The sequence below is a fragment of the Pseudomonas sp. c313 genome, from assembly GCF_055407145.1.
Window position 1 is genome coordinate 142678 of the sequence record NZ_JBUZRD010000009.1, and the last position, 21412, is coordinate 164089.

Consider the following 21412-nt stretch of genomic DNA (forward strand, 5'->3'; position numbering starts at 1 on the left):
CTAGAAGGTCACGCCGGAGACCAGCGCGATGTTGCAGTAGGGCTGGCACTCGCCAGTACGCACCACAGCCCGCGCCTTGCGGCTCAGGACCTTGAATTCTTCATGACTCAACAGACGACGTTCGCCTAGGTCGGTCAGCGTGTTGAGTTCGGCCAGCGCCGGAGGTTGCTTGAGCAGGATTTCTTCGGCCAGCACATGGCTCTCGACCTGCATTTCGCTGAGGACGATGCGCAAGGTGCTGATGAAATCGGGAATACCCTTGGTCAGCGCCAGATCAATCAACTCGACGCCCGGTGGCACCGGCAGACCGGCATCACCGATCACCACGATGTCTCCATGCCCCAGGGAAGCGATCAGCCGTGACAAAGCAATATTGAGCAAGGGAGTCTTTTTCATGAGGGAACAAAACCTTGAACGTCGTGCAACGTGGGAATGGAGGGTTGCGCGCCGGCACGGGTGACAGACAAGGCTGCCGCGACCTGACCAAAGCGGATGGCTTGGGCTTCGCTTTTGCCGCTGGCCAATGCCGCGGCAAAACCACCGACAAAGGTGTCGCCCGCCGCAGTGGTGTCGACCGCCTTGACCTTGGGTGCCAGCAGATGCTCGAAGCCCTGGCCATCGGCGAACAGTGCGCCCTGTGAACCGAGGGTAATGATAACTTTGCCGGCGCCGGCCTTGATCAGATACGTAGCGGCGACCTTGGCGCTTTCCAGCGAGTCGACCACCACCCCACTCAAGGCCGAGGCTTCGCTTTCGTTGGGAATCAGGTAGTCGATGGCGGCGTACCAGTCCGCGGGCAACGGACCACTGGCCGGGGCAGGATTGAGGATCACCGTTTTGCCCAGTTCGCGACCGCGCTTGAGAGCATGACTCACGGTGTCCATCGGTACTTCGAGCTGACAGACAATGACGTCGGCAGCCTGCAGCACGCTGTCCACCGACTGCAACGACGCCGGTGTCAGTGCGCCGTTGCTGCCGGCGACAATGACAATCGCATTCTGGCTACTGTCATCGACCACAATCAGAGCGACACCACTGGAGCCCACCACTTCTTTGACCGCCTGGCAATCGATGCCTTCGGCCAGCAACGCGTCGCGCAATTGGGCGCCATAGGCATCGGTACCTACACAGCCAATCATTGAAACGTCGGCCCCCAGGCGTGCCGAGGCAACGGCCTGATTGGCGCCCTTGCCGCCCGCAACCGTGGAGAACGATTGGCCGATCAGGGTTTCACCGGCACGGGGCAGACGACTGGCGCGAGTGACCAGGTCCATATTCAGACTGCCTACTACCACTACTTTTGCTGGCATACATCAATACTCTTAAATTCGATTCAGCGATGCTGTCGACTCACGCAAAACAATGCTCGGCGTCACGATTCGTTGATCGATCGGCAGTTGTGGTGTCGCAATCCGTCGCAGTAAAAGCTCCGCCGCCATCTCCCCCAGTTGCAGGATCGACTGGCCGACCGTGGTCAGCGCCGGGTAGACGTAACGGCTCATTTGAATGTCATCGAAACCGATGACCGACAACTCGCCGGGCACGCGAATATTGCGCTCGGCGGCCGCCCGCAATACGCCGAAACCAATCATGTCGTTTCCGGCAAAAATCGCACTAGGGGGATTGGCCGCCAGCAACTGTACGGCCGCCGCGTAGCCACCGGTGCTGGTGAAGTCACTTTCCAGCATGCGGCTCGCCGGCACTTCAACATCAGCTTCGCGCAGGGCTCGGCAATAACCGGCCAGACGCATTTGCGCCACACGGGTGTGAGCGGGGCCGCCAATGCAGGCGATGTCCCGGTGACCCAACTCCAGTAAATGCCGGGTCGCCAGGTAAGCGCCGTGCTCATGGTCGATACGCACCAGATCGACATCAATGCCGTCCAGCCCACGGTCGACAATCACCATGGGGATGCGCACCGCTTTCAGGCCTGAGGTCAGGCCGCTGTCATCGCCGCCAACAGAGGTGACGATCAAACCGTCGATGCGTTTTTCCAGCAACACCCTTAAATAGCTGCGCTGCTTCTCGGCATTATCGTCGGAGTTGCAGAGGATCACGCAGTAGCCATTACGCTCGCAGTAATCCTCGATGCCCCTGGCCAGCTCCGCGAAATACGGGTTGAGGCTGTTGGGCACCAGCAGCCCGATGGTGGCGGTAGTATTGGCCTTCAGCGACCGCGCGACCGCGCTTGGAACGTAGTCCAGCTGCTTGATCGCCGCCTCGACCTTGATCCGCACAGGCTCGCTGACCGGGCGCGTCTTGTTCACCACATGAGACACGGTGGTGTAGGAAATACCCGCGAGCGCCGCCACATCCTTGATCGTTGCCATGACTCAGCCTCGCCGGCTGGCGCGCTGACTGCGGTAAGTGTCGAGCACCACTGCGATCACGATCACTGCACCGGTAATGATGCGCTTGGTCGGCTCAGTGGCGCCGATCTGTGCCAGGCCTGCCGCCAATACGGAAATGATCAGCACGCCGAAGAACGTACTGATGACCGAGCCGCGGCCGCCCATCAGGCTGGTGCCGCCGATTACTACTGCGGCAATCACTTGCAGCTCCAGGCCGGAACCGGCGTTCGGGTCCGCCGCTTCCAGCCGCGAGATCTGGAACAGTGCGGCAACGCCAGCCAGCAGCCCCATAAGGCTGAACACCAGAATCTTGTAGGGTTTTGGATTGATCCCCGCCAACCTGACGGCTTCTTCGTTAGTGCCAATGCCGATCAGGTAGCGACCGAACACGGTGCGGGTCAGCACGGCCTGGGCAACGATGATCACCAGCAAGGCAATGATGAACGACGGCGAAATGCCGAAAGCAATCGGGTTCGACAGCCAGGCAAAGGAATCACCGATATAAGCGGTGCGCGAGCCCGTCATCTGGTACGCCACACCGCGGGCCATTTCCAGCACGCCGAGGGAAACGATGAACGAGGGAATCCGCCAGGCCACGGTGATGGAGCCGGTGACGGTCCCGGCCAGTGCAGCACAGCCCATGCCCAGCAATGCGGCCGGCACGACGCTCCAACCCCAACTGAGGATTGCCACGCTGACCGCCGATGCCGCCAGAGCCAGCACCGAGCCCACCGACAGGTCGATGCCGCCGATGATCAGGATGAAGGTCATGCCCACCGCCAACACCATCAAGTCGGGAATCTGATTAGCGATGGTGCTGAAGGTGTCATAGGACCAAAAGTGACTACTCAGGGACGAGAACAGCGCAATCATCGCCAGCAAGGCACCGGCCAGGCCCAGATAGGTGCCCAGGCCATAGAAGTTGCCACCAGGTTTTGCAGGAGAAGTTGTTTTCATAGGGTATTCCTGGGCGCTGCTTCGTTGAGCAACGCATCACGTTTCTGATAACCGGCAAAGGCGGCGGCGAGCAATTCGTCCTGGGTCCAGCTGTCGCGCTCGAAGGTCTCGATCAAGCGGCCGGCGGACAGCACACCAATCCGGTCACAGATCAGCATCAACTCACGCAGGTCACTGGAGACCACCACCAACGCTTTGCCCTGGCGGGTCAATTCGCCGAGCAAGGCATAAATATCGAACTTGGCACCGACATCGATGCCCCGGGTCGGCTCATCGAACAGCAGCACCGAGCAATCGCGCTCAAGCCAGCGGCCAATCACCACCTTCTGCTGATTGCCACCCGACAGCTCGGACACCAGTTGCGCCGGGCTGGAACTGCGGATACGCATGGCAGCAATCTGGCGTTTGGCCAAGGCGGTCTCATCACGACCATTGACCAGGCCAGCACTGGAGATTTCCGGCATGTTGCCCAAGGCAATATTGGCGCTGATGGATTGAGTCAGCAGCAGGCCTTCGCCCTTGCGGTCCTCGGTGATCAGCGCGATGCCATGACCGACTGCGTCCGCAGGCGAGCGGATGCTCACCACCTGGGCTGGCGACCCCAGCGCTACGGTACCGCTGTCGGCCAGGTCGGCGCCGAAGATCAGCCGCAACAACTCGGTACGACCGGCGCCGATCAGGCCCGAGATGCCATAGATTTCGCCGGCGCGTACTTCAAAGGACACGTCGCGGACCTTGTCCGAGCGGGTCAGGCCTTTCACGGTCAAGGCCGGCGCGCCGATGGTACGCGGCCCCAAGTCAATGTGTTCGCCCAGTTCACGACCCACCATCAGCGTGACCAGTTGCTCGCTGTTGTAATTGGCCATTGGCTCGACGCAGACCAGGTTGCCGTCACGCAGTACCGCAATGCGTTGGGCGACACGGGCCAGTTCTTCCAGCCGGTGGGAAATGTAGATAATCGCCACGCCCCGGGCCTGCAGGCGGGTGATTTGTTCGAACAGCATCTCGACTTCACGGGCCGTCAGCATGGCCGTGGGCTCGTCGAGGATCAGCACATGACAGTCGCCAATCAGGTTGCGGGCGATTTCGACCATCTGTTGGTGGCCGATGCCCAGGCTGCCGACCAGGGTGTCCGGGTCGATGGCATCCAACCCCACTTGAGCCATGGCCTCGATAGCCGACTTGCGCAGTTGCTTGCGGCTGATCCAGCCACCGTGGCTGGGCAGGTTGTCCAGGAACAGGTTCTCGGCCACCGTCAGGGTGGGCAGCAGGTTGAGCTCCTGCATGACCATGCGTACGCCCAACGCTTCGGCCTGGGCACGACTGCCCGGACGATAATCCTGACCGTTGAATTGCATCTGTCCGGTGGTCGGCGTGACCAGCCCGCCGATAATTTTCGACAAGGTACTTTTGCCCGCACCATTTTCACCGGTCAACGCCAACACTTCCCCACGATTGAGCGTCAGGGTGATGTCAGACAGAACCGGTTGGGCATAGGTCTTGCCGATACCGCTGACCGAGAGGACAGCGTCCGGTGCGCAAGATGACATAGGAAGGTCTCCAGGCGTCCGCACAAAACGAGCAGACGCTGTTTTGTGCAGCCAGGAATTACTTCTTGAGGATGAGTTCGACCGGCGTTTCGATCATGCCGTCTACGGCATCGACTTTTTCGCCCTTGACCAGTTTCAGAGCGCTTTCGATACCGAACACCGCTTGCTTTGCAGCCGCCTGGTCGGCGGTCGCAAGGACACGACCGTCTTGAAGCATGGGTTTGATGGCATCGATGTTGTCATAGCCAACCACTTGGACCTTGCCAGCCTTGCCCGCGGCACGAACGGCAGAAACAGCACCTACCGCCATGTTGTCGTTACCCGCCAGCAATGCCTTGAGATCCGGGTACTCGCTTAACATTGCAGCGGCAACCTTGTTGCCTTTGTCGATTTCCCACTCGCCGGACTGCAGGGTCACCACATCGATCTTGGCGGCCTCCATTGCATCCTTGAAACCGGCGGTACGCTGCTGGGCGTTGGTGGTGGTCGATACACCTTCAATGATGCCGACTTTATCGCCAGCACTCAGCTGCTTGGCAAGGTATTCACCGACCAGGCGGGCCCCCTTGCGGTTGTCAGGGCCTACGAAGGGAATATCGAGAGATTTGCTTTTCAACACGCCCGGATCAAGACGGTTGTCGATGTTGACGATCTTGATACCGGCATCGGAGGCCTTCTTCAGGACCGAGACCAGCGCCTTGGAATCAGCAGGCGCAATGACCAGTGCGTCAACCTTGGCCAGAATCATCTGATTGACGATATCAATCTGGGCGGAGGTATCGGTTTCGTTCTTGATGCCGTTGGTGATCATGTCAAAGTCGGCGGAGTGGGCTTTCTGGTACTCCTTGGCGCCGTCTTGCATGGTGACGAAGAATTCGTTGGCGAGGGATTTCATCACCAGGCCGACCTTGGGTTTGGCGGCGGTTTCATCGGCAAATGCGTGGGAGAGGGGCAAAGCGGCGGATGCTGCAGCAAGCACAGCGACAGCAAGAAGACGTCCAGAGAATGGCAGCTTCATGGGTTCACTCCGTTCTTATGATTATTGAGAGCAACGCTTGCACCGAATAGTGCTTCGCCAGCCAGCCCACCCGGGCGGCTTATACGAGCTTTCACGCCACCCAGAGAGTGACCCATGAAACGTCTCGCAAACGTTTGCGTTAGTCAAACTATGCGAATTTTGTCGAGACTTGTCAACGAAAGAAAAGTCCTTTTTCTACACCTGCTCTGCGTCCCACCCTACAGACTATTGTTATTACCCTTTAAACATCTCTGACAGCCGATCGTTCTCTAAAACGACAGATGAGGTGAAATTTTCACTGATGGCCAAAGGGATTTCTCCATCATGCTTTCGGACAACCGAACATGAGAAGGTGCCTTTGTTCGGAAACTCGGACAACAATTGAAAAAAGCATCTCTCAGCTAAAATAAATATTGTTTAAAATCAATAAGTTAAATTCATTTCCAGAACAAAATACCACTGGTACAAATCCTGCTTTTACTCAACACCTCGTGGCACTCAGTACAGCCCGTGGTGTTTCTAGATGAACCTGCACAAGCACTCATCAAAACTAGAGAGAAAAATAATGAAATCTGCACTCAAGCACTTTGTCCCGGGCGCTTTAGCCCTACTGCTGCTCTTCCCTGTTACCGCCCAGGCAAAAGAAGTTGAAAGCAAGACCAAGCTCTCCAACGTGGTGATCCTTGCCACCGGCGGCACCATTGCCGGCGCTGGCGCCAGCGCAGCCAACAGTGCGACCTACCAGGCCGCCAAAGTAGGCATCGAGCAATTGATCGCCGGTGTTCCTGAGCTCAGCCAGATCGCCAATGTGCGCGGCGAGCAAGTGATGCAAATTGCTTCCGAAAGCATCACCAACGAAAACCTGCTGCAACTGGGTCGTCGCGTCGCCGAACTGGCCGACAGAAAAGACGTGGACGGCATCGTGATCACCCACGGTACCGACACGCTGGAAGAAACCGCTTACTTCCTCAACCTGGTAGAAAAAACCGACAAGCCAATCGTCGTGGTCGGCTCGATGCGTCCGGGTACTGCCATGTCGGCTGACGGCATGCTTAACCTGTACAACGCCGTCGCAGTAGCCAGCAGCAAAGATGCTCGCGGCAAAGGCGTCCTGGTGACCATGAACGACGAGATCCAGTCGGGTCGCGACGTCAGCAAAATGATCAACATCAAGACCGAAGCGTTCAAAAGTGCCTGGGGCCCTCTGGGGATGATCGTTGAAGGCAAGTCCTACTGGTTCCGCCTGCCTGCCAAGCGTCACACCATGGATTCGGAATTCGACATCAAGACCATCAAAAGCCTGCCAGACGTCGAAATCGCCTACTCATACGGCAACGTGAGCGACACCGCCTACAAGGCCCTGGCCCAGGCTGGCGCCAAAGCCATCATCCACGCGGGTACTGGCAACGGTTCGGTGTCTTCCAAGGTAGTGCCAGCCCTGCAGGCCCTGCGCAAGGATGGCGTGCAGATCATTCGCTCTTCCCACGTCAATGCCGGCGGTTTCGTTCTGCGCAACGCCGAACAGCCTGACGACAAAAATGACTGGGTTGTTGCCCATGACCTGAACCCGCAGAAAGCCCGCATCCTGGCCATGGTCGCCCTGACCAAGACCCAGGACAGCAAGGAACTGCAACGTATATTCTGGGAATATTGATCCCTCCCCGGCCCGGCCTTTAACGGCCAGGCCATCCCCCACTCGCGGCGCTTCGCGGGTGGGTCAACGCCCCCCCCCCGCTTCACCTCTTCTTAAAAAACCTTAAAAAACAAAGTCATCTTGCACAAAATCCGATAAATCATTGTCATAGGGGCCTTATTGAATTTTAAGCAGTTGCGAATTTTCCCACAGTTAAATACTGTATGTTCGTACAGCCTAATAAGGACTACTCCGTGGCGAAGCCTTCCCCCGCAGCACCGAAACCTCCTGATGCCTACGAACGCCTGGCGGTTCGCGTGCAGAAAATCATCAATTCGACCAACGCTCAGAAAGCCAAGGCAGCCTTGATCTTCCGTTTGCCGGATGAGCCTGTGGATGAATGGGAGCGATTGCTGGAAGAGATTGCAGAAAACGACAACGTCACTCTTGCCCATCGTGATGACGGCGGCGTGCAAATTTTCTGGGTTGTGCCGAAGGAAGATTGATTCAATGAGTGTGCGTTTCTTTACCGTGCTGTGCCTGTTTTTCGCTGTCACCGCTCATGCCCAGGCACCCCGAACCTTCAGTGAAGCCAAGAAAATCGCCTGGAAGCTCTACGCCCCGCAATCCACGGAGTTCTACTGTGGATGCAAATACACCGGAAACCGGGTGGACCTGAAAGCCTGCGGCTACATCCCACGCAAAAACGCCAACCGCGCGGCACGGATTGAATGGGAACACATTGTTCCCGCTTGGCAGATCGGCCATCAACGCCAGTGTTGGCAGGACGGCGGACGCAAGAACTGCACCCGGTACGACGCCGTCTACAAGCGTGCCGAAGCGGATCTGCACAACCTGGTGCCGAGCATCGGCGAGGTCAACGGCGATCGCAACAACTTCAGTTTTGGCTGGCTGCCGGTGCAAAGCGGGCAATACGGTTCATGCCTGACCCAGGTGGACTTCAAGGCCAAGAAGGTCATGCCCCGACCGTCCATACGCGGCATGATCGCCCGGACGTACTTCTATATGAGCAAACAGTACGGCTTGCGCCTGTCGAAACAGGACCGTCAGTTGTACGAAGCCTGGAACAAGACCTATCCGGCACAGCCCTGGGAACGCCAGCGCAATCAAACCGTGGCGTGTGTGATGGGACGCGGCAATGAGTTCGTCGGCCCGGTGAACTTGAAAGCCTGCGACTGAATGAGAGTAGGCGAGCGGAACCTTATATGTGCGCTCGCCCTTTTCTTACTGTGCGGCCTTGTGTTCGATGACCTGCGATACAGTGTCATTTTTCTTGGCCTTGGCCAGTTTTTCCGTTAACTGTATCTGCTTCGCCTCGGCCTCAGCCTTGCTGCTGAAAGGTCCCATCAGAACCTGATCCTTACCGTCTTCCTTGACCAGATAAAAACTGAATCCATGTTCGAGCAACCACGCGGTCAGATCCGTCAACGCCTGCAGTTTATGGTCTGGCGGGCCTACCCATACGTCCCACTCCTGGGCTCCAATCGTTGACGCCTGGGGCTGGACCTCAGCGATTGCGGGCTTAGCCCTGGGGGTATCGACACTGCGACCTTCACCACAGCCGGCCAATGCCAACACCACAATTGCCATCGCTACTTTACGCACTGCCCTGCTCCTTTAAGGATCAAAGAGGCAACTTTATCATTCACTGTCTATTCTGGCCGTCATAAACGCTGGCTTAAACAATGCGAATGATGTTTCTCAGACCTGTATGATGGCGCCATGGGAATTAATGCGGCCTCTATGCGTCCTAAAAGAAGCTGCCACAGGGAAGCGCGTCACAGCAAGCTACACACAACCGACATCTGCCCTGTCTGAAACATTTGTCCTTCAAAGCAATCAAGGAGAAGTCCATGCTGATACTCACCCGCAAAGTTGGTGAAAGCATAAACATCGGTGATGACATTACGATCACCATTCTGGGCGTTAGCGGCCAGCAAGTGAGAATCGGCATCAATGCGCCCAAGAATGTTGCAGTGCATCGTGAAGAGATCTACCAACGCATCCAGGCGGGCCTGACTGCCCCGGACAAACGCGAAACACCTTGAAGCGTCTCCAGTAGCCAGCCCTTTCGTTCACTGTAACGGCTGGCGAAAGCCCCTTGGCCTGTTCGCGGTTTGCCGTGATCAACGCAGCGCTCACTCCCCCTCTGCGCACCAGGCTCCGTCAACCCAGGCTGACGCCCCGTGCCATGCCGCTTGCCGCAATGACCATCAACACAATCAATAACGCTTGAATATAACTGATGCGCGCAAACAGCCCGGCCTTGCATAGATCAAGTCGGTTGCCACGCGCCAATGCAATCCGCCATTTGATCAAACGGATCATCGGTGCGATCTCCAGCAACAGAATAAAAATGAACAAGGTCATTTTCAGGTGAAACAACGGCTGTTGAAGGTAGTACTCGGTGCCTTTCTCAAAGCCACCAAAGGCGCGCATACCGCCCGTTATGAGCAGCATCAACGCACTGATCCCCCAGAAATTATCCGCAATCAATACCTGCCGAACCGGCGATGAGTCTGTGCCTTTCAGGCTGCGCAGAGCCTTGCCACGAGCCAGTACGGCCGTAAAGGCCATGGCGAAAGCCAGCAGATGAACAGCCGCAAGAAGCCAGTGGGTCAACATGATGTGCGCTCCCCATCGTTGAAGACATTTTTGGACGGTTGCACAAGCGTTTCTCAGTATTAGCCCAACGCTGCAATCGCGCACGCTCGCCAAGGGAACTTGCGATCAATTCGGCAGCCGAATGCCGATAGAAATGTACACGCAGGAGCACGTAAATGAGGCGAACCAGCAAGCAGCCTTATGTCTCTAAATCCTGGATTATTGCCCTGCTTATTGGGCTGGTCTTCGTGGCTGCGGGGTACGGCGCAAGGTTCGAAATAGAAGATGCCAGCAACACGGACGCGCCTTGCTGGCCGGATCTGGCGCTGTTTCTGTGCGGTTATCTATTATTCTTCTGCATCAAGCCGATTCAAGCCGCCATTCATCGAAAACTGCGCCGACGGGCCTTCCGTAACGCCCGTGAGAAAACCTCATCCTGACGGGGAGCAGCGCTCAACCCGCTCTAGAAATGCGGCAGCCATAGCGTCAGATAGCCATCATTTACAGTCCTTCAGCAGAATCTATGCTTGGACCTGCATGGTCTGTAAAAGGCTCTAAAGCAGATGGACACTCTCAGCAAATCCGAAATCGAGGCCGCCCTGACAGCGCGCTTACCTAGTTACAACGTTGTCTGCACGCTGCATGCCGACGGCACTCTGTCAGCAATCCTCAGCGGCCCGGATGCCGATCACTTTGCAGTGACCGGGATCGTCCGCACTCATTACCGGGGAGCTGAAGCGATTGCCAGGCTGGCTCATGAAATCCTCAAGGAGATGGTGATTTCGCGTCAGGGCATCCGAGGCTCGCGGCTGCAAACCCTGGACAATAATCAGCCTCCAGCCTGCCCTCCCGGCATCGACCAAGGCCGAACCTCGTAAAAGGTCTGACCTTTTTCATCTCAGTGCTGCCGAGGCAGCAACCGCAGGAAACCGTCTTCGTCACGATCGGCCAGCCATTGCTCATAACCAACAATCGTTGCGTGTTCTGTCGCCATGGGAGTCAAGTGCGCGGACGTAACCACCATGACATCCGCCCCCGCCGCCTCTCCGGCCAGGATACCAACCGTAGCATCCTCAAAGACCAGGCATTGCTGGACCGGCACACCCAACCGTTGCGCCCCCAACAGGTAACAAGTCGGATCAGGCTTACCGCTGGCGACATCCTCGGCCGTCACCATGACTGCTGGCGGGACGATTCCTGCCGCTTGCAAACGGTGCAGGGCCAATGCCCTGGGTGCAGACGTCACCACTGCCCATTGATTGCCGGGCAGCGTCTTCAGAAACTCCACCGCGCCAGGGATTGCCACCACGCCCTCGATGTCCTCGATCTCGGCCTCGGCAATGCCCCGCGCCTCAGCGTCTGCATCCACTCCAGGTAAGGCCTGCCGGGTGATGGTGTCAATGGCCCGAACGCCATGAATGGTGGTCAGGAACGCCTGCACATCCAGGCCATGGCGCTTGGCCCAGGCTGCCCAGACACGCTCTGCGGCGGCGATGGAGTTGAGAATGGTCCCGTCCATATCAAACAGAAATGCACGGTACCGGCTATCAAATACGGCTGAACCTTTGGCGGACACTGCTCGGATTCCTCTCGCTCTCGTCGCCCGGTCTTGGGCCCTGACGAACCACTTGCCTGCTGCAATCTACGGATCGACCCAGGGCTTGTAAACGGACGAGGACGTAGAAAGCGCCCTCCCATTGCATTACAAACTTGTCATTGAGTTGTCAGCGTTACCAGCACCCTCACTTCATACAGTGAAGTCGTCAGTCACCCACACCCGATGACACAACTTCCTACTGATAATGAAAGGGTCCACACCATGAAACCAATCAGTAAACTCTGCCTGATCGCCGCCAGCCTGTTGATGCTGGGCACCGGCTCAGCCTTTGCCAGCACCTCACCAGCCTCCCCCGCAACCCCACTGATCCAGGGCTGTGATGATGCCGAAAATGGGCGGTTGGGAAGTCCTGCGCCGCCTGCGCAAGGAGGCCGACACTCCGGTGCTGTTCCTCACCGCCCGCGATAACATCGCCGACCGCATCAATGGCCTGGGGCTGTCCATCGTCGCGACAATCATGCAACTGCATAACGGTCGGTACAGTGTCAGCAGTGAAGACGGGGTGACATGTTTTGAGCTGTTTTTCCCGGGACGGCAGGCATGAGGCCCAATGATGTCAACTAACCTGCCCTCCCGTTTCTGCTACGTCCACCTGTGTGTTCCATGCCGTCAGCGCAGTAATCTGCAATCCTTCAACCAACGTTGCCAAAGCCATCGAAGGCTGCCCTGATATCGAACGCGAGGCTTGTTCTGGCAGCAAAGGCACATGAATGAAACCACTGCGCACTGACGATCCAGCAAGTGCGTGTTGCAGGCTGTAGAACACCTGATTACACACAAAGGTGCCAGCCGTTTGCGAAACCGAAGCGGGAATCCCCCCGTCCCGCAGCGCTTTCACCATGGCCTTGATAGGCAAGGTGCTGAAGTAGGCGGCGGGACCATCGGGCACCACAGGAGTGTCGATGGGTTGGTGGCCGATATTATCCGGGATCCGTGCATCAATGAGGTTGATCGCCACCCGCTCGATGGAAATATCACTACGCCCGCAAGCCAGTCCGATGGCGATGACCATCTGCGGACGATGCTCGACCAGCAGTTCACTCAACCGGATGCCAGCGGTGGCGAAGGCACAAGGTAGTTGCCGGGCGATGATGCGCAGGTCGTCGCTCAGTTGCACACCATCCAGCAGGCGCACGGCTTCCCAGGAAGGGTTGACGGTGTCTTGGTCGAAGGGTTCGAAACCGGTGAGCAGCAGTGTTTGCATCATTGCCTCACATCAGCAGGTAAAGAAGAACGATATTGACCACCAGCATCATCAGCGCGGTCGGCATTTGCGCCTTGATCACCGCGTTTTTGTCGGGCAGTTCCAGCAGCGCGGCTGGCACGATATTGAAGTTCGCCGCCATTGGCGTCATCAGCGTACCGCAGTAGCCGGAGAACATGCCGATAGCAGCCATCACCGCCGGGTTGCCACCGTAGACACCCACCAGCACCGGCACACCAATCCCTCCGGTCATCACCGGAAACGCCGCGAAACCATTACCCATGATCACCGTAAACAATGCCATGCCCAGCACGTAGACCATCACCGCCACCAACTTGAAATCCAGGTTGATGTAGGTGGTGGCGACGTGGGCCACGGCGGTGCCGACCCCAGCCTCGTTGAAGAGCAGGCCGAGCATCGCCAGCATCTGCGGCAGAACCATTGCCCAGCCAAGCGCCTCAGTCAGGCGTCGGGATTCGCGCAAGGCCTGCACCGGCGTGTCACGGGTCAGCCAGCAAGCCAGCGCCAAGGCGATCAAACAGCCCACACCCAGGGAAACAAAGGTGGTGTTTTTCGGGTCAAGCAGCGGTACGCCACCGATTTCGGTGTGTTTGAGCAACACGGAGCCGATCACCGTAGTCAGTGGAATCGCCAGGGCGGGGATAAATAGTTTATGACCCAGCCGACCGGCACTGGCACGAGAGTCCTTGTCATGCAACTCGGCATGAGCGCCACGGCCTACACCGCCAAGGCCTGCGATGACCGCCATCAGCACGACACCGATGCCAATTGCAATCGAGGGTATGCGCTCCCCCACCAGAAAAGGGATGGCGAACAGCAGCCAAAACAGCGAACTGGACCAGCGCTTGGGGTGCGTTCGGTCAGCCAGAATCATCCCGGCGGTGATCAACAGCAAAACCCCGGCCAGCCAGTACAGGTATTGAATGGAGATGATCATTGTGCCGCCTCCGTCTGGGTGGCAGCCGGCGCTACGGGCGACAACTCACGGGTCAGCATTCGGTCAAAACGGTGCAGGCGTATTGCATGAATGATGAAGGCGCAAATCGCGGTGGGGATGCCCCAGACGGCGATATGCAGCGGTTCGACATCAATCCCCGAACCCAGCAGGAAGGTATGCATCAGCGCAATCGCGCCAAAAGCGACAAAGATATCTTCACCAAAAAACAGGCCCACATTGTCGGTCGCGGCACACATGGCCAAGACTTTGTGGCGAAGCTTTTCCGGGATTTTCCCGTAGCGCTTTTCAGCTGCGCCTTCAGCCATTGGCGCCAGGAGCGGACGCACCATCTGCGGATGCCCACCAAGGCTGGTCAGCCCCATGGCAGCCGTAGACTCGCGGACAAACAGGTAGATAATCAGCAGGCGCCCGACGGTAGCCCGCTCAAACCGGGCGATCCAGTTCTGCGCATGCAGTCTCAAGCCATGACGCTCCAGCAAGCCGATTACCGCCAACGGCAACAACAGAATCAGTTGCAAGGCACGGGTTTGCATGAAGCCGTCGCCCATGGTGGCGAGGATTTTTTCCAGGGGAAATTGAGCAGCAAGCCCGGTGGCAATCGCCGCCGCAGTCACTACCAGCAGCGGATTGAAGCGCAACACAAAGCCGACCACGATGACGAGTACGCCGATCAGCGGCCATAGGTTCACAACTGTTTGCATGGCGTGAGTCCTTGATTGCGTGCCGCGTCGCCAGTAACGCTGGAAGGAAAAAGACGAGAACGTCAGATTCGCTTCTGGATATGGCGGACAGCCCGACTCGGATTTTTATTATTGACCTGAAAGGTCTAGCGTCAGTGGTGGGCATCTTTGCTGCTTGGCAGCGGACGTGTCCAACAAGAAAAATTGTTGCTGCAAACCAATAAAGTTTGTGGGGGATGGACACGGTGTGACAGGGGCTTTGCGTGGTTTTTACGCAGCGCAGACAAATCGCAGACAACAAAAAAGGACCCACCTTTCGGTGAGCCCTTCTAGACCGCCCAGCAGAGCGGATTTTGTTTGGTAGGCGCGATTGGACTCGAACCAACGACCCCCACCATGTCAAGGTGGTGCTCTAACCAACTGAGCTACGTGCCTGCTGTGTGGCGGCATTCTACGGAATTTCAGAAGTGTGTCAACACCTTTTTTGCAGCTAAGCCTATGAATATGCGAATTTTTTAATTTCAGCTGGCACAACTGTATTTTTCCGGTGGCTGGCAGCGGATTTTCAACTCAGGTAGGATCGGCGCACTCGTAAAAAATATAAAACAGAGGTTCCAGGATGGCGAACACCCCCTATCCCCAGTCGTATTACGCCGCTTCCGCGAATGCGGTTCCTCCTCGCCCGCTCCTGCAAGGCGAAGTCGAAACCGATGTGTGCGTGATTGGCGCCGGCTACACCGGCCTTTCCAGCGCACTGTTCCTGCTGGAGAACGGCTTTCGTGTGACGGTGCTGGAAGCCGCCAAGGTGGGCTTTGGTGCGTCAGGCCGCAACGGCGGGCAGATCGTCAACAGTTACAGCCGCGACATCGATGTGATCGAGCGCAGTGTCGGCCCGAAACAGGCGCAGTTACTGGGGGAAATGGCCTTTGAAGGCGGCCGGATCATTCGCGAGCGGGTGGCCAAGTACCAAATCCAGTGCGACCTGAAGAACGGCGGTGTGTTCGCCGCGCTGAATAGCAAGCACATGGGCCATCTGGAATCGCAGAAGCGCCTGTGGGAGCGCTACGGCCATACCCAGCTGGAACTGCTGGACGAGCGACGCATTCGCGAGGTGGTCGCCTGTGACAACTATATAGGTGGCCTGCTGGACATGAGCGGCGGGCATATCCACCCGCTCAACCTGGCGCTAGGGGAAGCGGCGGCAGTGGAATCCCTGGGCGGCACGATCTACGAGCAATCTGCTGCGGTGCGCATTGAGCGCGGGGCTAATCCGGTCGTGCATACGGCACAGGGCAAAGTCAGGGCCAAGTTCATCATTGTCGCCGGCAATGCCTACCTGGGCAACCTGGTGCCGGAACTGGCGGCCAAGTCGATGCCGTGCGGCACCCAAGTGATCACCACGGCACCACTGGGTGACGAGTTGGCGAAAACCCTGCTGCCGCAGGATTACTGCGTTGAAGACTGCAACTACTTGCTGGACTACTACCGACTGACCAGCGACAAGCGCCTGATCTTCGGCGGCGGCGTGGTGTATGGCGCACGGGACCCGGCAAACATTGAAGCAATCATCCGGCCGAAGATGATCAAGGCCTTCCCGCAACTCAAGGATGTGAAGATCGACTACGCCTGGACCGGTAATTTCCTGCTGACGCTATCGCGCCTGCCGCAGGTCGGTCGCCTGGGGGACAATATCTATTATTCTCAGGGCTGTAGCGGCCATGGCGTCACCTACACCCACCTGGCAGGCAAGGTACTGGCGGAGGCGCTGCGGGGCCAGGCGGAGCGTTTTGATGCGTTTGCCGACCTGCCGCACTACCCGTTCCCGGGCGGGCAGTTGTTGCGCACGCCGTTTGCGGCGCTGGGGGCCTGGTATTACGGGTTGCGGGATAAACTGGGGTTCTGACTTCCACCCGACCTTCTGCAGGAGCTGCTTGCCAGCTCCTGCAGCATTCGTCCTTCCCAAATTGCAGACACAAAAAACCCCGGTCTTTCGACCAGGGTCTTTGCTATCGATCCAATCAAGCTTGCGGCTTGCCTTGGCGTCTCAGGGCGTTCAGTGGGCCCTGGAACAGATATGGCGCAGCGGACGGGACTCGAACCCGCGACCCCCGGCGTGACAGGCCGGTATTCTAACCGACTGAACTACCGCTGCGTATCGCTCAGACTTGCGTCTGTTTGAACCTTCAGGACCTGCTGAAGTGTCACCTTCAACCGCCTTTAACATCTGACTGATCAGCCTTGGCTTCTCAGTCTCAAATCCGATAAATCGAACCTGTAAAATATGGCGCAGCGGACGGGACTCGAACCCGCGACCCCCGGCGTGACAGGCCGGTATTCTAACCGACTGAACTACCGCTGCGCGTCGGTGCAACCTTTAACGTTGCGTCTTGCCCGAAGGCAAAACTCTCAAGAAGTGGTGGGTGATGACGGGATCGAACCGCCGACCCTCTGCTTGTAAGGCAGATGCTCTCCCAGCTGAGCTAATCACCCTTTGCTTCGTTGAGGCCGCGAAATTTACGCAGATAGCGGACCTAAGTCAATAGCCTGCTTGAAGTTTTTCTGAAAAAGACAAAATCACTTCAGGACCGCAACCTGCCTTACTCGCTGTAAATCATCTTCTTGGTCATGCCACCGTCTACAACGAACTCCTGCCCGGTGACAAACCCGGCATTGCGCGACAGCAACCACGCCACCATCGCCGCCACGTCCTCCACGGTGCCTACCCTGCCCGCCGGGTGCTGAGCGTGATCAGCGTCCGTCAGCGGCTCCGCACGGCGAGCAGCGGGGTCTCGAGCATCGATCCAGCCAGGGCTGACGGCATTGACCCGCACTTCCGGCCCCAGGCTGATCGCCAGGGCGTGGGTCAGGGCCAACAGACCACCCTTGCTCGCCACGTAAGCCTCGGTATCCGGCTCCGACTGGCGAGCCCGGGTCGACGTCAGGTTGACGATGGCACCACCGTGAGCCCGCAAATACGGCGCACAGTGCTTGGCCAGCAACATCGGACCGCTCAGATTTACCGCCAGCACCCGATTCCAGTAGGCCAGGTCCAGGCTTTCCAGGGTGATATTGCGCGGGTCGGTCACCGCCGCGTTGCATACCAATGCATCCAGGCGCCCAAACTGCCCGAGCACCTCGGCCACCCCAAGGACCACCTGCCGCTCATCGGCTACGTCCATGGTGATAAACCAAGCGTTATCGCCCAGCACCTTGGACACCTTGGAACCGCGTTCGCGGTCCAGGTCTGTCAGTACCACCTGCCAGCCTTCGCTGATCAGCCACGCAGCAATCCCAAGGCCGATTCCGCGTGCCGCACCAGTGACCAGCGCGACACGACCATTACTGGCGGTTGCCGCCTCCAGGGACCACTCGGTCACAAGGCCGCCAACCCGCGAGCCAGGTCTGCCTGCAAGTCAGCCACGTCTTCCAGGCCCACCGCTACACGAATCAGGCTGTCGCGAATGCCCGCAGCTTCGCGCTCTTGTGGCGCCAGACGACCATGGGACGTGGTGCTTGGGTGGGTAATAGTGGTCTTGCTGTCCCCAAGGTTGGCGGTAATGGAGATCAGCCGAGTCGCGTCGATAAAACGCCAGGCGCCATCTTTGCCACCCTTGACCTCAAAGCTCACTACCGCACCAAACCCGCGCTGCTGGCGCTGGGCCAACTCGTGCTGGGGATGGCTCTTGAGACCGGCGTAATGAACCTTTTCGATACCGTCCTGCTGCTCCAGCCACTCGGCCAGAACCTGGGCGCTGGCACAATGGGCCTTCATCCGCAGGCTGAGGGTTTCCAGACCCTTGAGGAAAATCCAGGCATTGAACGGGCTCAGGGTCGGGCCTGCTGTACGCAAGAAGCCTACTACTTCCTTCATCTGCTCGCTTGCACCTGCAACCACGCCGCCCATGCAACGGCCCTGGCCGTCGATGAACTTGGTGGCCGAATGCACGACGATGTCCGCGCCCAGCTTCAGCGGCTGTTGCAGGGCTGGGGTGCAGAAGCAGTTGTCCACCACCAGCATTGCGCCCTTGGCATGGGCCACTTCGGCCAGCGCAGCGATGTCCACCAACTCAGCCAGCGGATTGGAGGGCGACTCGACGAACAGCAATTTGGTGCTGGCCTTGATGGCCGCGTCCCAGCCAGACAGATCCGCCAGCGGCACGTAGTCCACTTCAATGCCGAAGCGCTTGAAATATTTTTCGAACAGACTGATGGTCGAACCAAATACGCTGCGCGACACCAGCACGTGATCGCCAGCACTGCACAAACTCATGACCACCGCCAAAATGGCCGCCATGCCCGTTGCCGTGGCGACGGCCTGCTCGGCCCCTTCCAGCGCCGCAATACGCTCTTCGAACGCACGCACGGTTGGGTTGGTGTAGCGGGAGTAAACGTTGCCCGGCACTTCGCCGGCAAAGCGCGCCGCGGCATCGGCCGCAGTGCGGAAGACATAGCTGGAAGTGAAGAACATCGGATCACCGTGTTCGCCTTCCGGCGTGCGGTGCTGTCCAGCGCGCACAGCCAGGGTATCGAAAGCTACGCCATCGAGGTCGCTGTCCAAGCGACCGGCATCCCATTCCTGACTCATGCTCTACTCCTCAACTCGATACTTTATCAAAGATACAAAACCGGCCCCTCAGGGCCGGTGTTTACTCAGTTGTTATACAGATCGATGATCGCGCTGACCGCCTGGGTCTTGATCTTCGAGGAGTCGTTGCGCGCCTGCTCTATCTTGTTCAGGTAAGCCTCGTCGACATCGCCAGTGACGTACTTGCCGTCAAACACCGCGCAATCGAACTCTTCGATCTTGATCTTGCCACCGCCGACCGCCTCGATCAGGTCCGGCAGGTCCTGGTAGATCAGCCAGTCAGCGCCGATCAGGTCTGCAACGTCCTGGGTCGAACGGTTATGGGCGATCAGTTCATGAGCACTCGGCATGTCGATGCCGTAGACGTTCGGATAACGCACGGCAGGCGCAGCGGAACAGAAGTAGACGTTCTTCGCCCCTGCTTCACGGGCCATCTGAATGATCTGCTTGCAAGTGGTGCCACGCACGATGGAGTCATCCACCAGCATCACGTTTTTGCCGCGGAACTCCAGCTCGATAGCGTTGAGCTTCTGGCGTACCGACTTCTTGCGCGCAGCCTGGCCCGGCATGATGAAGGTGCGGCCGATGTAACGGTTCTTGACGAAACCTTCGCGGAACTTGACGCCCAGGTGGTTGGCCAGCTCCAGCGCTGCAGTACGGCTGGTGTCCGGAATCGGGATCACTACGTCAATGTCGTGTTCTGGACGCTCGCGCATGATCTTGTCGGCGAGCTTCTCACCCATGCGCAGACGCGCCTTGTACACCGAAACACCGTCGATGATCGAATCCGGACGCGCCAGGTAGACGTGTTCGAAGATGCACGGGGTGAGTTTCGGATTGAGGGCGCACTGACGGGTGTGCAGCTTGCCGTCTTCAGTGATGTACACCGCTTCGCCCGGCGCCAGGTCACGGATCAGGGTGAAGCCCAGCACGTCCAGGGACACGCTTTCGGAGGCAATCATGTACTCGACGCCTTCGTCGGTATGACGCTGACCGAAGACGATCGGACGAATGCCATTCGGGTCGCGGAAACCGACAATGCCGTAGCCGGTGATCATCGCCACGACGGCGTAGCCACCGACGCAACGGTTGTGCACGTCCGTCACGGCGGCGAACACGTCTTCCTCGGTTGGCTGCAGCTTGCCGCGCTGGGCCAACTCGTGGGCGAACACGTTAAGCAGCACTTCCGAGTCGGAGTTGGTGTTGACGTGACGCAGATCAGACTCGTAAATCTCCTTGGCCAACTGTTCAACGTTGGTCAGGTTGCCGTTGTGCGCCAGGGTGATGCCATAGGGCGAGTTGACGTAAAACGGTTGAGCTTCGGCCGAGGTCGAGCTGCCCGCAGTCGGATAACGCACATGGCCAATGCCCATGTGCCCGACGAGGCGCTGCATGTGACGCTGATGAAACACGTCACGCACCAGACCATTGTCCTTGCGCAGGAATAACCGGCCGTCGTGGCTGGTCACAATACCGGCAGCGTCCTGGCCGCGGTGCTGGAGGACGGTTAGCGCGTCATACAGCGCCTGATTGACGTTCGACTTACCGACGATACCGACGATGCCACACATGCGACGCAACCCCTACTTAATGAATCTTGACTGAACACAACTTATTGCGACGTTTTGGCCGGCAAGAGGTGTTCCTTGAACGGAAGATCAGCGGGCACGCTGATTCCGCTGGCCAGCCACTGACTGCTCCACCCCAATATGAGGTTCTTGGACCAATCTGCAACCAATAGAAATTTTGGCACAAGAGCTGACTCCTGCCACCACGAATCCTGCTGTACCGGGCCCAGGCTCAACAGCCCGACCGCCACGACCACCAGCAATGCGCCACGCGCGGCGCCGAAGACCATGCCGAGAAATCGATCGGTCCCGGAGAGTCCGGTGACACGTATCAATTCGCCGATAAGATAATTGACCATTGCTCCCACCAGCAGCGTGGCGATGAACATGATGGCGCAGCCCGCGATGACGCGAGCCGAAGGTGTTTCGATGTATCCGGTGAGATACACGGCCAAAGAGCCACCGAACATCCAGGCTACGACTCCTGCGATGATCCAGGTCAGCAACGACAATGCTTCTTTAACGAAGCCGCGGCTTAGACTGATCAAAGCGGAGATGGCGACGATTGCAACGATCGCCCAGTCAACCCAGGTAAATGGCACAGTACAGCCTACAGACGGATAAGGCGGCGCATTTTAGCAGAG

The 21412-nt window shown here is 58.1% G+C and carries 23 protein-coding genes, 4 tRNA genes and 1 pseudogene; 8 read left to right on the forward strand and 20 right to left on the reverse strand.

All coding sequences use genetic code 11. The features are described 5' to 3' along the window. Genes rbsD through ACZRKZ_RS21785 form a run of 6 tightly spaced genes read right to left on the reverse strand, consistent with a single transcriptional unit; the run spans nucleotide 1 to nucleotide 5876 of the window. The gene (rbsD, locus tag ACZRKZ_RS21760; RefSeq protein WP_350616448.1) at nucleotides 1-396 is read right to left on the reverse strand and encodes a D-ribose pyranase; all 396 of its coding nucleotides are present in this window, start codon (nucleotides 394-396) and stop codon (nucleotides 1-3) included. Then, complete coding sequence (rbsK, locus tag ACZRKZ_RS21765) at nucleotides 393-1310, reverse strand: ribokinase (protein ID WP_463982709.1); 918 nt, start codon at nucleotides 1308-1310, stop codon at nucleotides 393-395. The genes rbsD and rbsK overlap by 4 nt, the downstream gene beginning before the upstream one ends. 12 nt (nucleotides 1311-1322) lie before the next feature. Continuing rightward, nucleotides 1323-2330 carry a substrate-binding domain-containing protein gene (locus tag ACZRKZ_RS21770; RefSeq protein ID WP_133102929.1) on the reverse strand — a complete coding sequence of 336 codons (1008 nt, stop codon included), beginning with the start codon at nucleotides 2328-2330 and terminating at the stop codon, nucleotides 1323-1325. Between the two features lie 3 nt (nucleotides 2331-2333). Continuing rightward, nucleotides 2334-3308, reverse strand: coding sequence for an ABC transporter permease (locus tag ACZRKZ_RS21775; RefSeq protein WP_463970394.1), 975 nt, complete (start codon nucleotides 3306-3308; stop codon nucleotides 2334-2336). Next, a complete protein-coding gene (locus tag ACZRKZ_RS21780) occupies nucleotides 3305-4858 on the reverse strand; it encodes a sugar ABC transporter ATP-binding protein (RefSeq protein WP_463982710.1) in 1554 nt (517 codons plus the stop codon). Before ACZRKZ_RS21780 ends, ACZRKZ_RS21775 begins: the two co-directional genes overlap by 4 nt. A gap of 58 nt (nucleotides 4859-4916) precedes the next feature. After that, nucleotides 4917-5876, reverse strand: coding sequence for a substrate-binding domain-containing protein (locus ACZRKZ_RS21785; RefSeq protein ID WP_463970396.1), 960 nt, complete (start codon nucleotides 5874-5876; stop codon nucleotides 4917-4919). A gap of 565 nt (nucleotides 5877-6441) precedes the next feature. Between ACZRKZ_RS21785 and ACZRKZ_RS21790 the strand changes: the two genes are divergently transcribed. The 3 genes from ACZRKZ_RS21790 (at nucleotide 6442) to ACZRKZ_RS21800 (ending at nucleotide 8709) form a co-directional block, all read left to right on the forward strand. After that, on the forward strand, nucleotides 6442-7530 hold the full coding sequence (locus ACZRKZ_RS21790) for an asparaginase (RefSeq protein ID WP_463982711.1): 1089 nt from the start codon (nucleotides 6442-6444) through the stop codon (nucleotides 7528-7530). A gap of 233 nt (nucleotides 7531-7763) precedes the next feature. Then, on the forward strand, nucleotides 7764-8015 hold the full coding sequence (locus ACZRKZ_RS21795) for a DUF1654 domain-containing protein (protein ID WP_463970398.1): 252 nt from the start codon (nucleotides 7764-7766) through the stop codon (nucleotides 8013-8015). Between the two features lie 4 nt (nucleotides 8016-8019). Further along, the gene (locus tag ACZRKZ_RS21800; RefSeq protein WP_463970399.1) at nucleotides 8020-8709 is read left to right on the forward strand and encodes an endonuclease; all 690 of its coding nucleotides are present in this window, start codon (nucleotides 8020-8022) and stop codon (nucleotides 8707-8709) included. A 45-nt stretch (nucleotides 8710-8754) separates the two neighbouring features. Here ACZRKZ_RS21800 and ACZRKZ_RS21805 read toward each other — a convergent pair whose 3' ends face one another. Then, nucleotides 8755-9120: an SPOR domain-containing protein gene (locus tag ACZRKZ_RS21805; protein ID WP_463970454.1), complete on the reverse strand. Its 366-nt coding sequence runs from the start codon at nucleotides 9118-9120 to the stop codon at nucleotides 8755-8757. 263 nt (nucleotides 9121-9383) lie between these two features. Here ACZRKZ_RS21805 and csrA point away from each other — a divergent pair, with 263 nt between their 5' ends. Next, entirely contained in the window at nucleotides 9384-9578 is a 195-nt protein-coding gene (gene csrA / locus ACZRKZ_RS21810) for a carbon storage regulator CsrA (RefSeq protein ID WP_060838422.1), read from the forward strand. A 118-nt stretch (nucleotides 9579-9696) separates the two neighbouring features. Here the strand turns inward: csrA and ACZRKZ_RS21815 are convergent, their stop codons facing one another. Beyond that, nucleotides 9697-10155 carry a DUF2214 family protein gene (locus ACZRKZ_RS21815; protein ID WP_463982712.1) on the reverse strand — a complete coding sequence of 153 codons (459 nt, stop codon included), beginning with the start codon at nucleotides 10153-10155 and terminating at the stop codon, nucleotides 9697-9699. 155 nt (nucleotides 10156-10310) lie between these two features. Between ACZRKZ_RS21815 and ACZRKZ_RS21820 the strand changes: the two genes are divergently transcribed. Then, nucleotides 10311-10574 carry a hypothetical protein gene (locus tag ACZRKZ_RS21820; protein WP_463982713.1) on the forward strand — a complete coding sequence of 88 codons (264 nt, stop codon included), beginning with the start codon at nucleotides 10311-10313 and terminating at the stop codon, nucleotides 10572-10574. Between the two features lie 123 nt (nucleotides 10575-10697). Beyond that, nucleotides 10698-11012: a hypothetical protein gene (locus ACZRKZ_RS21825; protein WP_463982714.1), complete on the forward strand. Its 315-nt coding sequence runs from the start codon at nucleotides 10698-10700 to the stop codon at nucleotides 11010-11012. 20 nt (nucleotides 11013-11032) lie between these two features. Here the strand turns inward: ACZRKZ_RS21825 and ACZRKZ_RS21830 are convergent, their stop codons facing one another. Continuing rightward, the gene (locus ACZRKZ_RS21830) at nucleotides 11033-11710 is read right to left on the reverse strand and encodes an HAD-IA family hydrolase (RefSeq protein WP_463982715.1); all 678 of its coding nucleotides are present in this window, start codon (nucleotides 11708-11710) and stop codon (nucleotides 11033-11035) included. Nucleotides 11711-12068: 358 nt separating this feature from the next. On the opposite strand from ACZRKZ_RS21830, the pseudogene ACZRKZ_RS21835 reads away from it, so the two are divergent. Next, a pseudogene (locus ACZRKZ_RS21835) lies at nucleotides 12069-12191 on the forward strand (response regulator); the annotation flags it as partial. A 117-nt stretch (nucleotides 12192-12308) separates the two neighbouring features. Here the strand turns inward: ACZRKZ_RS21835 and pcp are convergent. The 4 genes from pcp to ACZRKZ_RS21855 all read right to left on the reverse strand — a co-directional run bounded on the left by pcp (nucleotide 12309) and on the right by ACZRKZ_RS21855 (nucleotide 15050). Then, the gene (gene pcp, locus ACZRKZ_RS21840) at nucleotides 12309-12956 is read right to left on the reverse strand and encodes a pyroglutamyl-peptidase I (RefSeq protein ID WP_463982716.1); all 648 of its coding nucleotides are present in this window, start codon (nucleotides 12954-12956) and stop codon (nucleotides 12309-12311) included. A gap of 7 nt (nucleotides 12957-12963) precedes the next feature. Further along, nucleotides 12964-13914, reverse strand: a complete 951-nt coding sequence (locus tag ACZRKZ_RS21845; RefSeq protein ID WP_350616438.1) for a DUF979 domain-containing protein — start codon at nucleotides 13912-13914, stop codon at nucleotides 12964-12966. Further along, complete coding sequence (locus tag ACZRKZ_RS21850) at nucleotides 13911-14636, reverse strand: 5-oxoproline transporter, DUF969 family subunit (RefSeq protein ID WP_133102945.1); 726 nt, start codon at nucleotides 14634-14636, stop codon at nucleotides 13911-13913. The genes ACZRKZ_RS21845 and ACZRKZ_RS21850 overlap by 4 nt, the downstream gene beginning before the upstream one ends. 337 nt (nucleotides 14637-14973) lie before the next feature. Beyond that, a tRNA-Val gene (locus ACZRKZ_RS21855) sits at nucleotides 14974-15050 on the reverse strand. 184 nt (nucleotides 15051-15234) lie between these two features. Here ACZRKZ_RS21855 and ACZRKZ_RS21860 point away from each other — a divergent pair. Then, entirely contained in the window at nucleotides 15235-16518 is a 1284-nt protein-coding gene (locus ACZRKZ_RS21860; RefSeq protein ID WP_463982717.1) for an NAD(P)/FAD-dependent oxidoreductase, read from the forward strand. Nucleotides 16519-16690: 172 nt separating this feature from the next. Here ACZRKZ_RS21860 and ACZRKZ_RS21865 read toward each other — a convergent pair. The 7 genes from ACZRKZ_RS21865 to ACZRKZ_RS21895 all read right to left on the reverse strand — a co-directional run bounded on the left by ACZRKZ_RS21865 (nucleotide 16691) and on the right by ACZRKZ_RS21895 (nucleotide 21370). Then, nucleotides 16691-16767, reverse strand: a tRNA-Asp gene (locus tag ACZRKZ_RS21865). A gap of 130 nt (nucleotides 16768-16897) precedes the next feature. Continuing rightward, nucleotides 16898-16974, reverse strand: a tRNA-Asp gene (locus tag ACZRKZ_RS21870). A 55-nt stretch (nucleotides 16975-17029) separates the two neighbouring features. Next, nucleotides 17030-17105 (reverse strand) — tRNA-Val (locus ACZRKZ_RS21875). A 107-nt stretch (nucleotides 17106-17212) separates the two neighbouring features. Further along, a complete protein-coding gene (locus tag ACZRKZ_RS21880; protein WP_463970455.1) occupies nucleotides 17213-17977 on the reverse strand; it encodes an SDR family oxidoreductase in 765 nt (254 codons plus the stop codon). 11 nt (nucleotides 17978-17988) lie between these two features. Then, nucleotides 17989-19200 carry an O-succinylhomoserine sulfhydrylase gene (locus tag ACZRKZ_RS21885; RefSeq protein ID WP_463982718.1) on the reverse strand — a complete coding sequence of 404 codons (1212 nt, stop codon included), beginning with the start codon at nucleotides 19198-19200 and terminating at the stop codon, nucleotides 17989-17991. Between the two features lie 65 nt (nucleotides 19201-19265). Continuing rightward, complete coding sequence (gene purF / locus ACZRKZ_RS21890) at nucleotides 19266-20771, reverse strand: amidophosphoribosyltransferase (RefSeq protein ID WP_149413700.1); 1506 nt, start codon at nucleotides 20769-20771, stop codon at nucleotides 19266-19268. A 41-nt stretch (nucleotides 20772-20812) separates the two neighbouring features. Further along, nucleotides 20813-21370 (reverse strand): CvpA family protein, encoded by a 558-nt coding sequence (locus ACZRKZ_RS21895; protein WP_149413701.1) that lies wholly within the window; start codon nucleotides 21368-21370, stop codon nucleotides 20813-20815. Nucleotides 21371-21412: the final 42 nt, after the last annotated feature.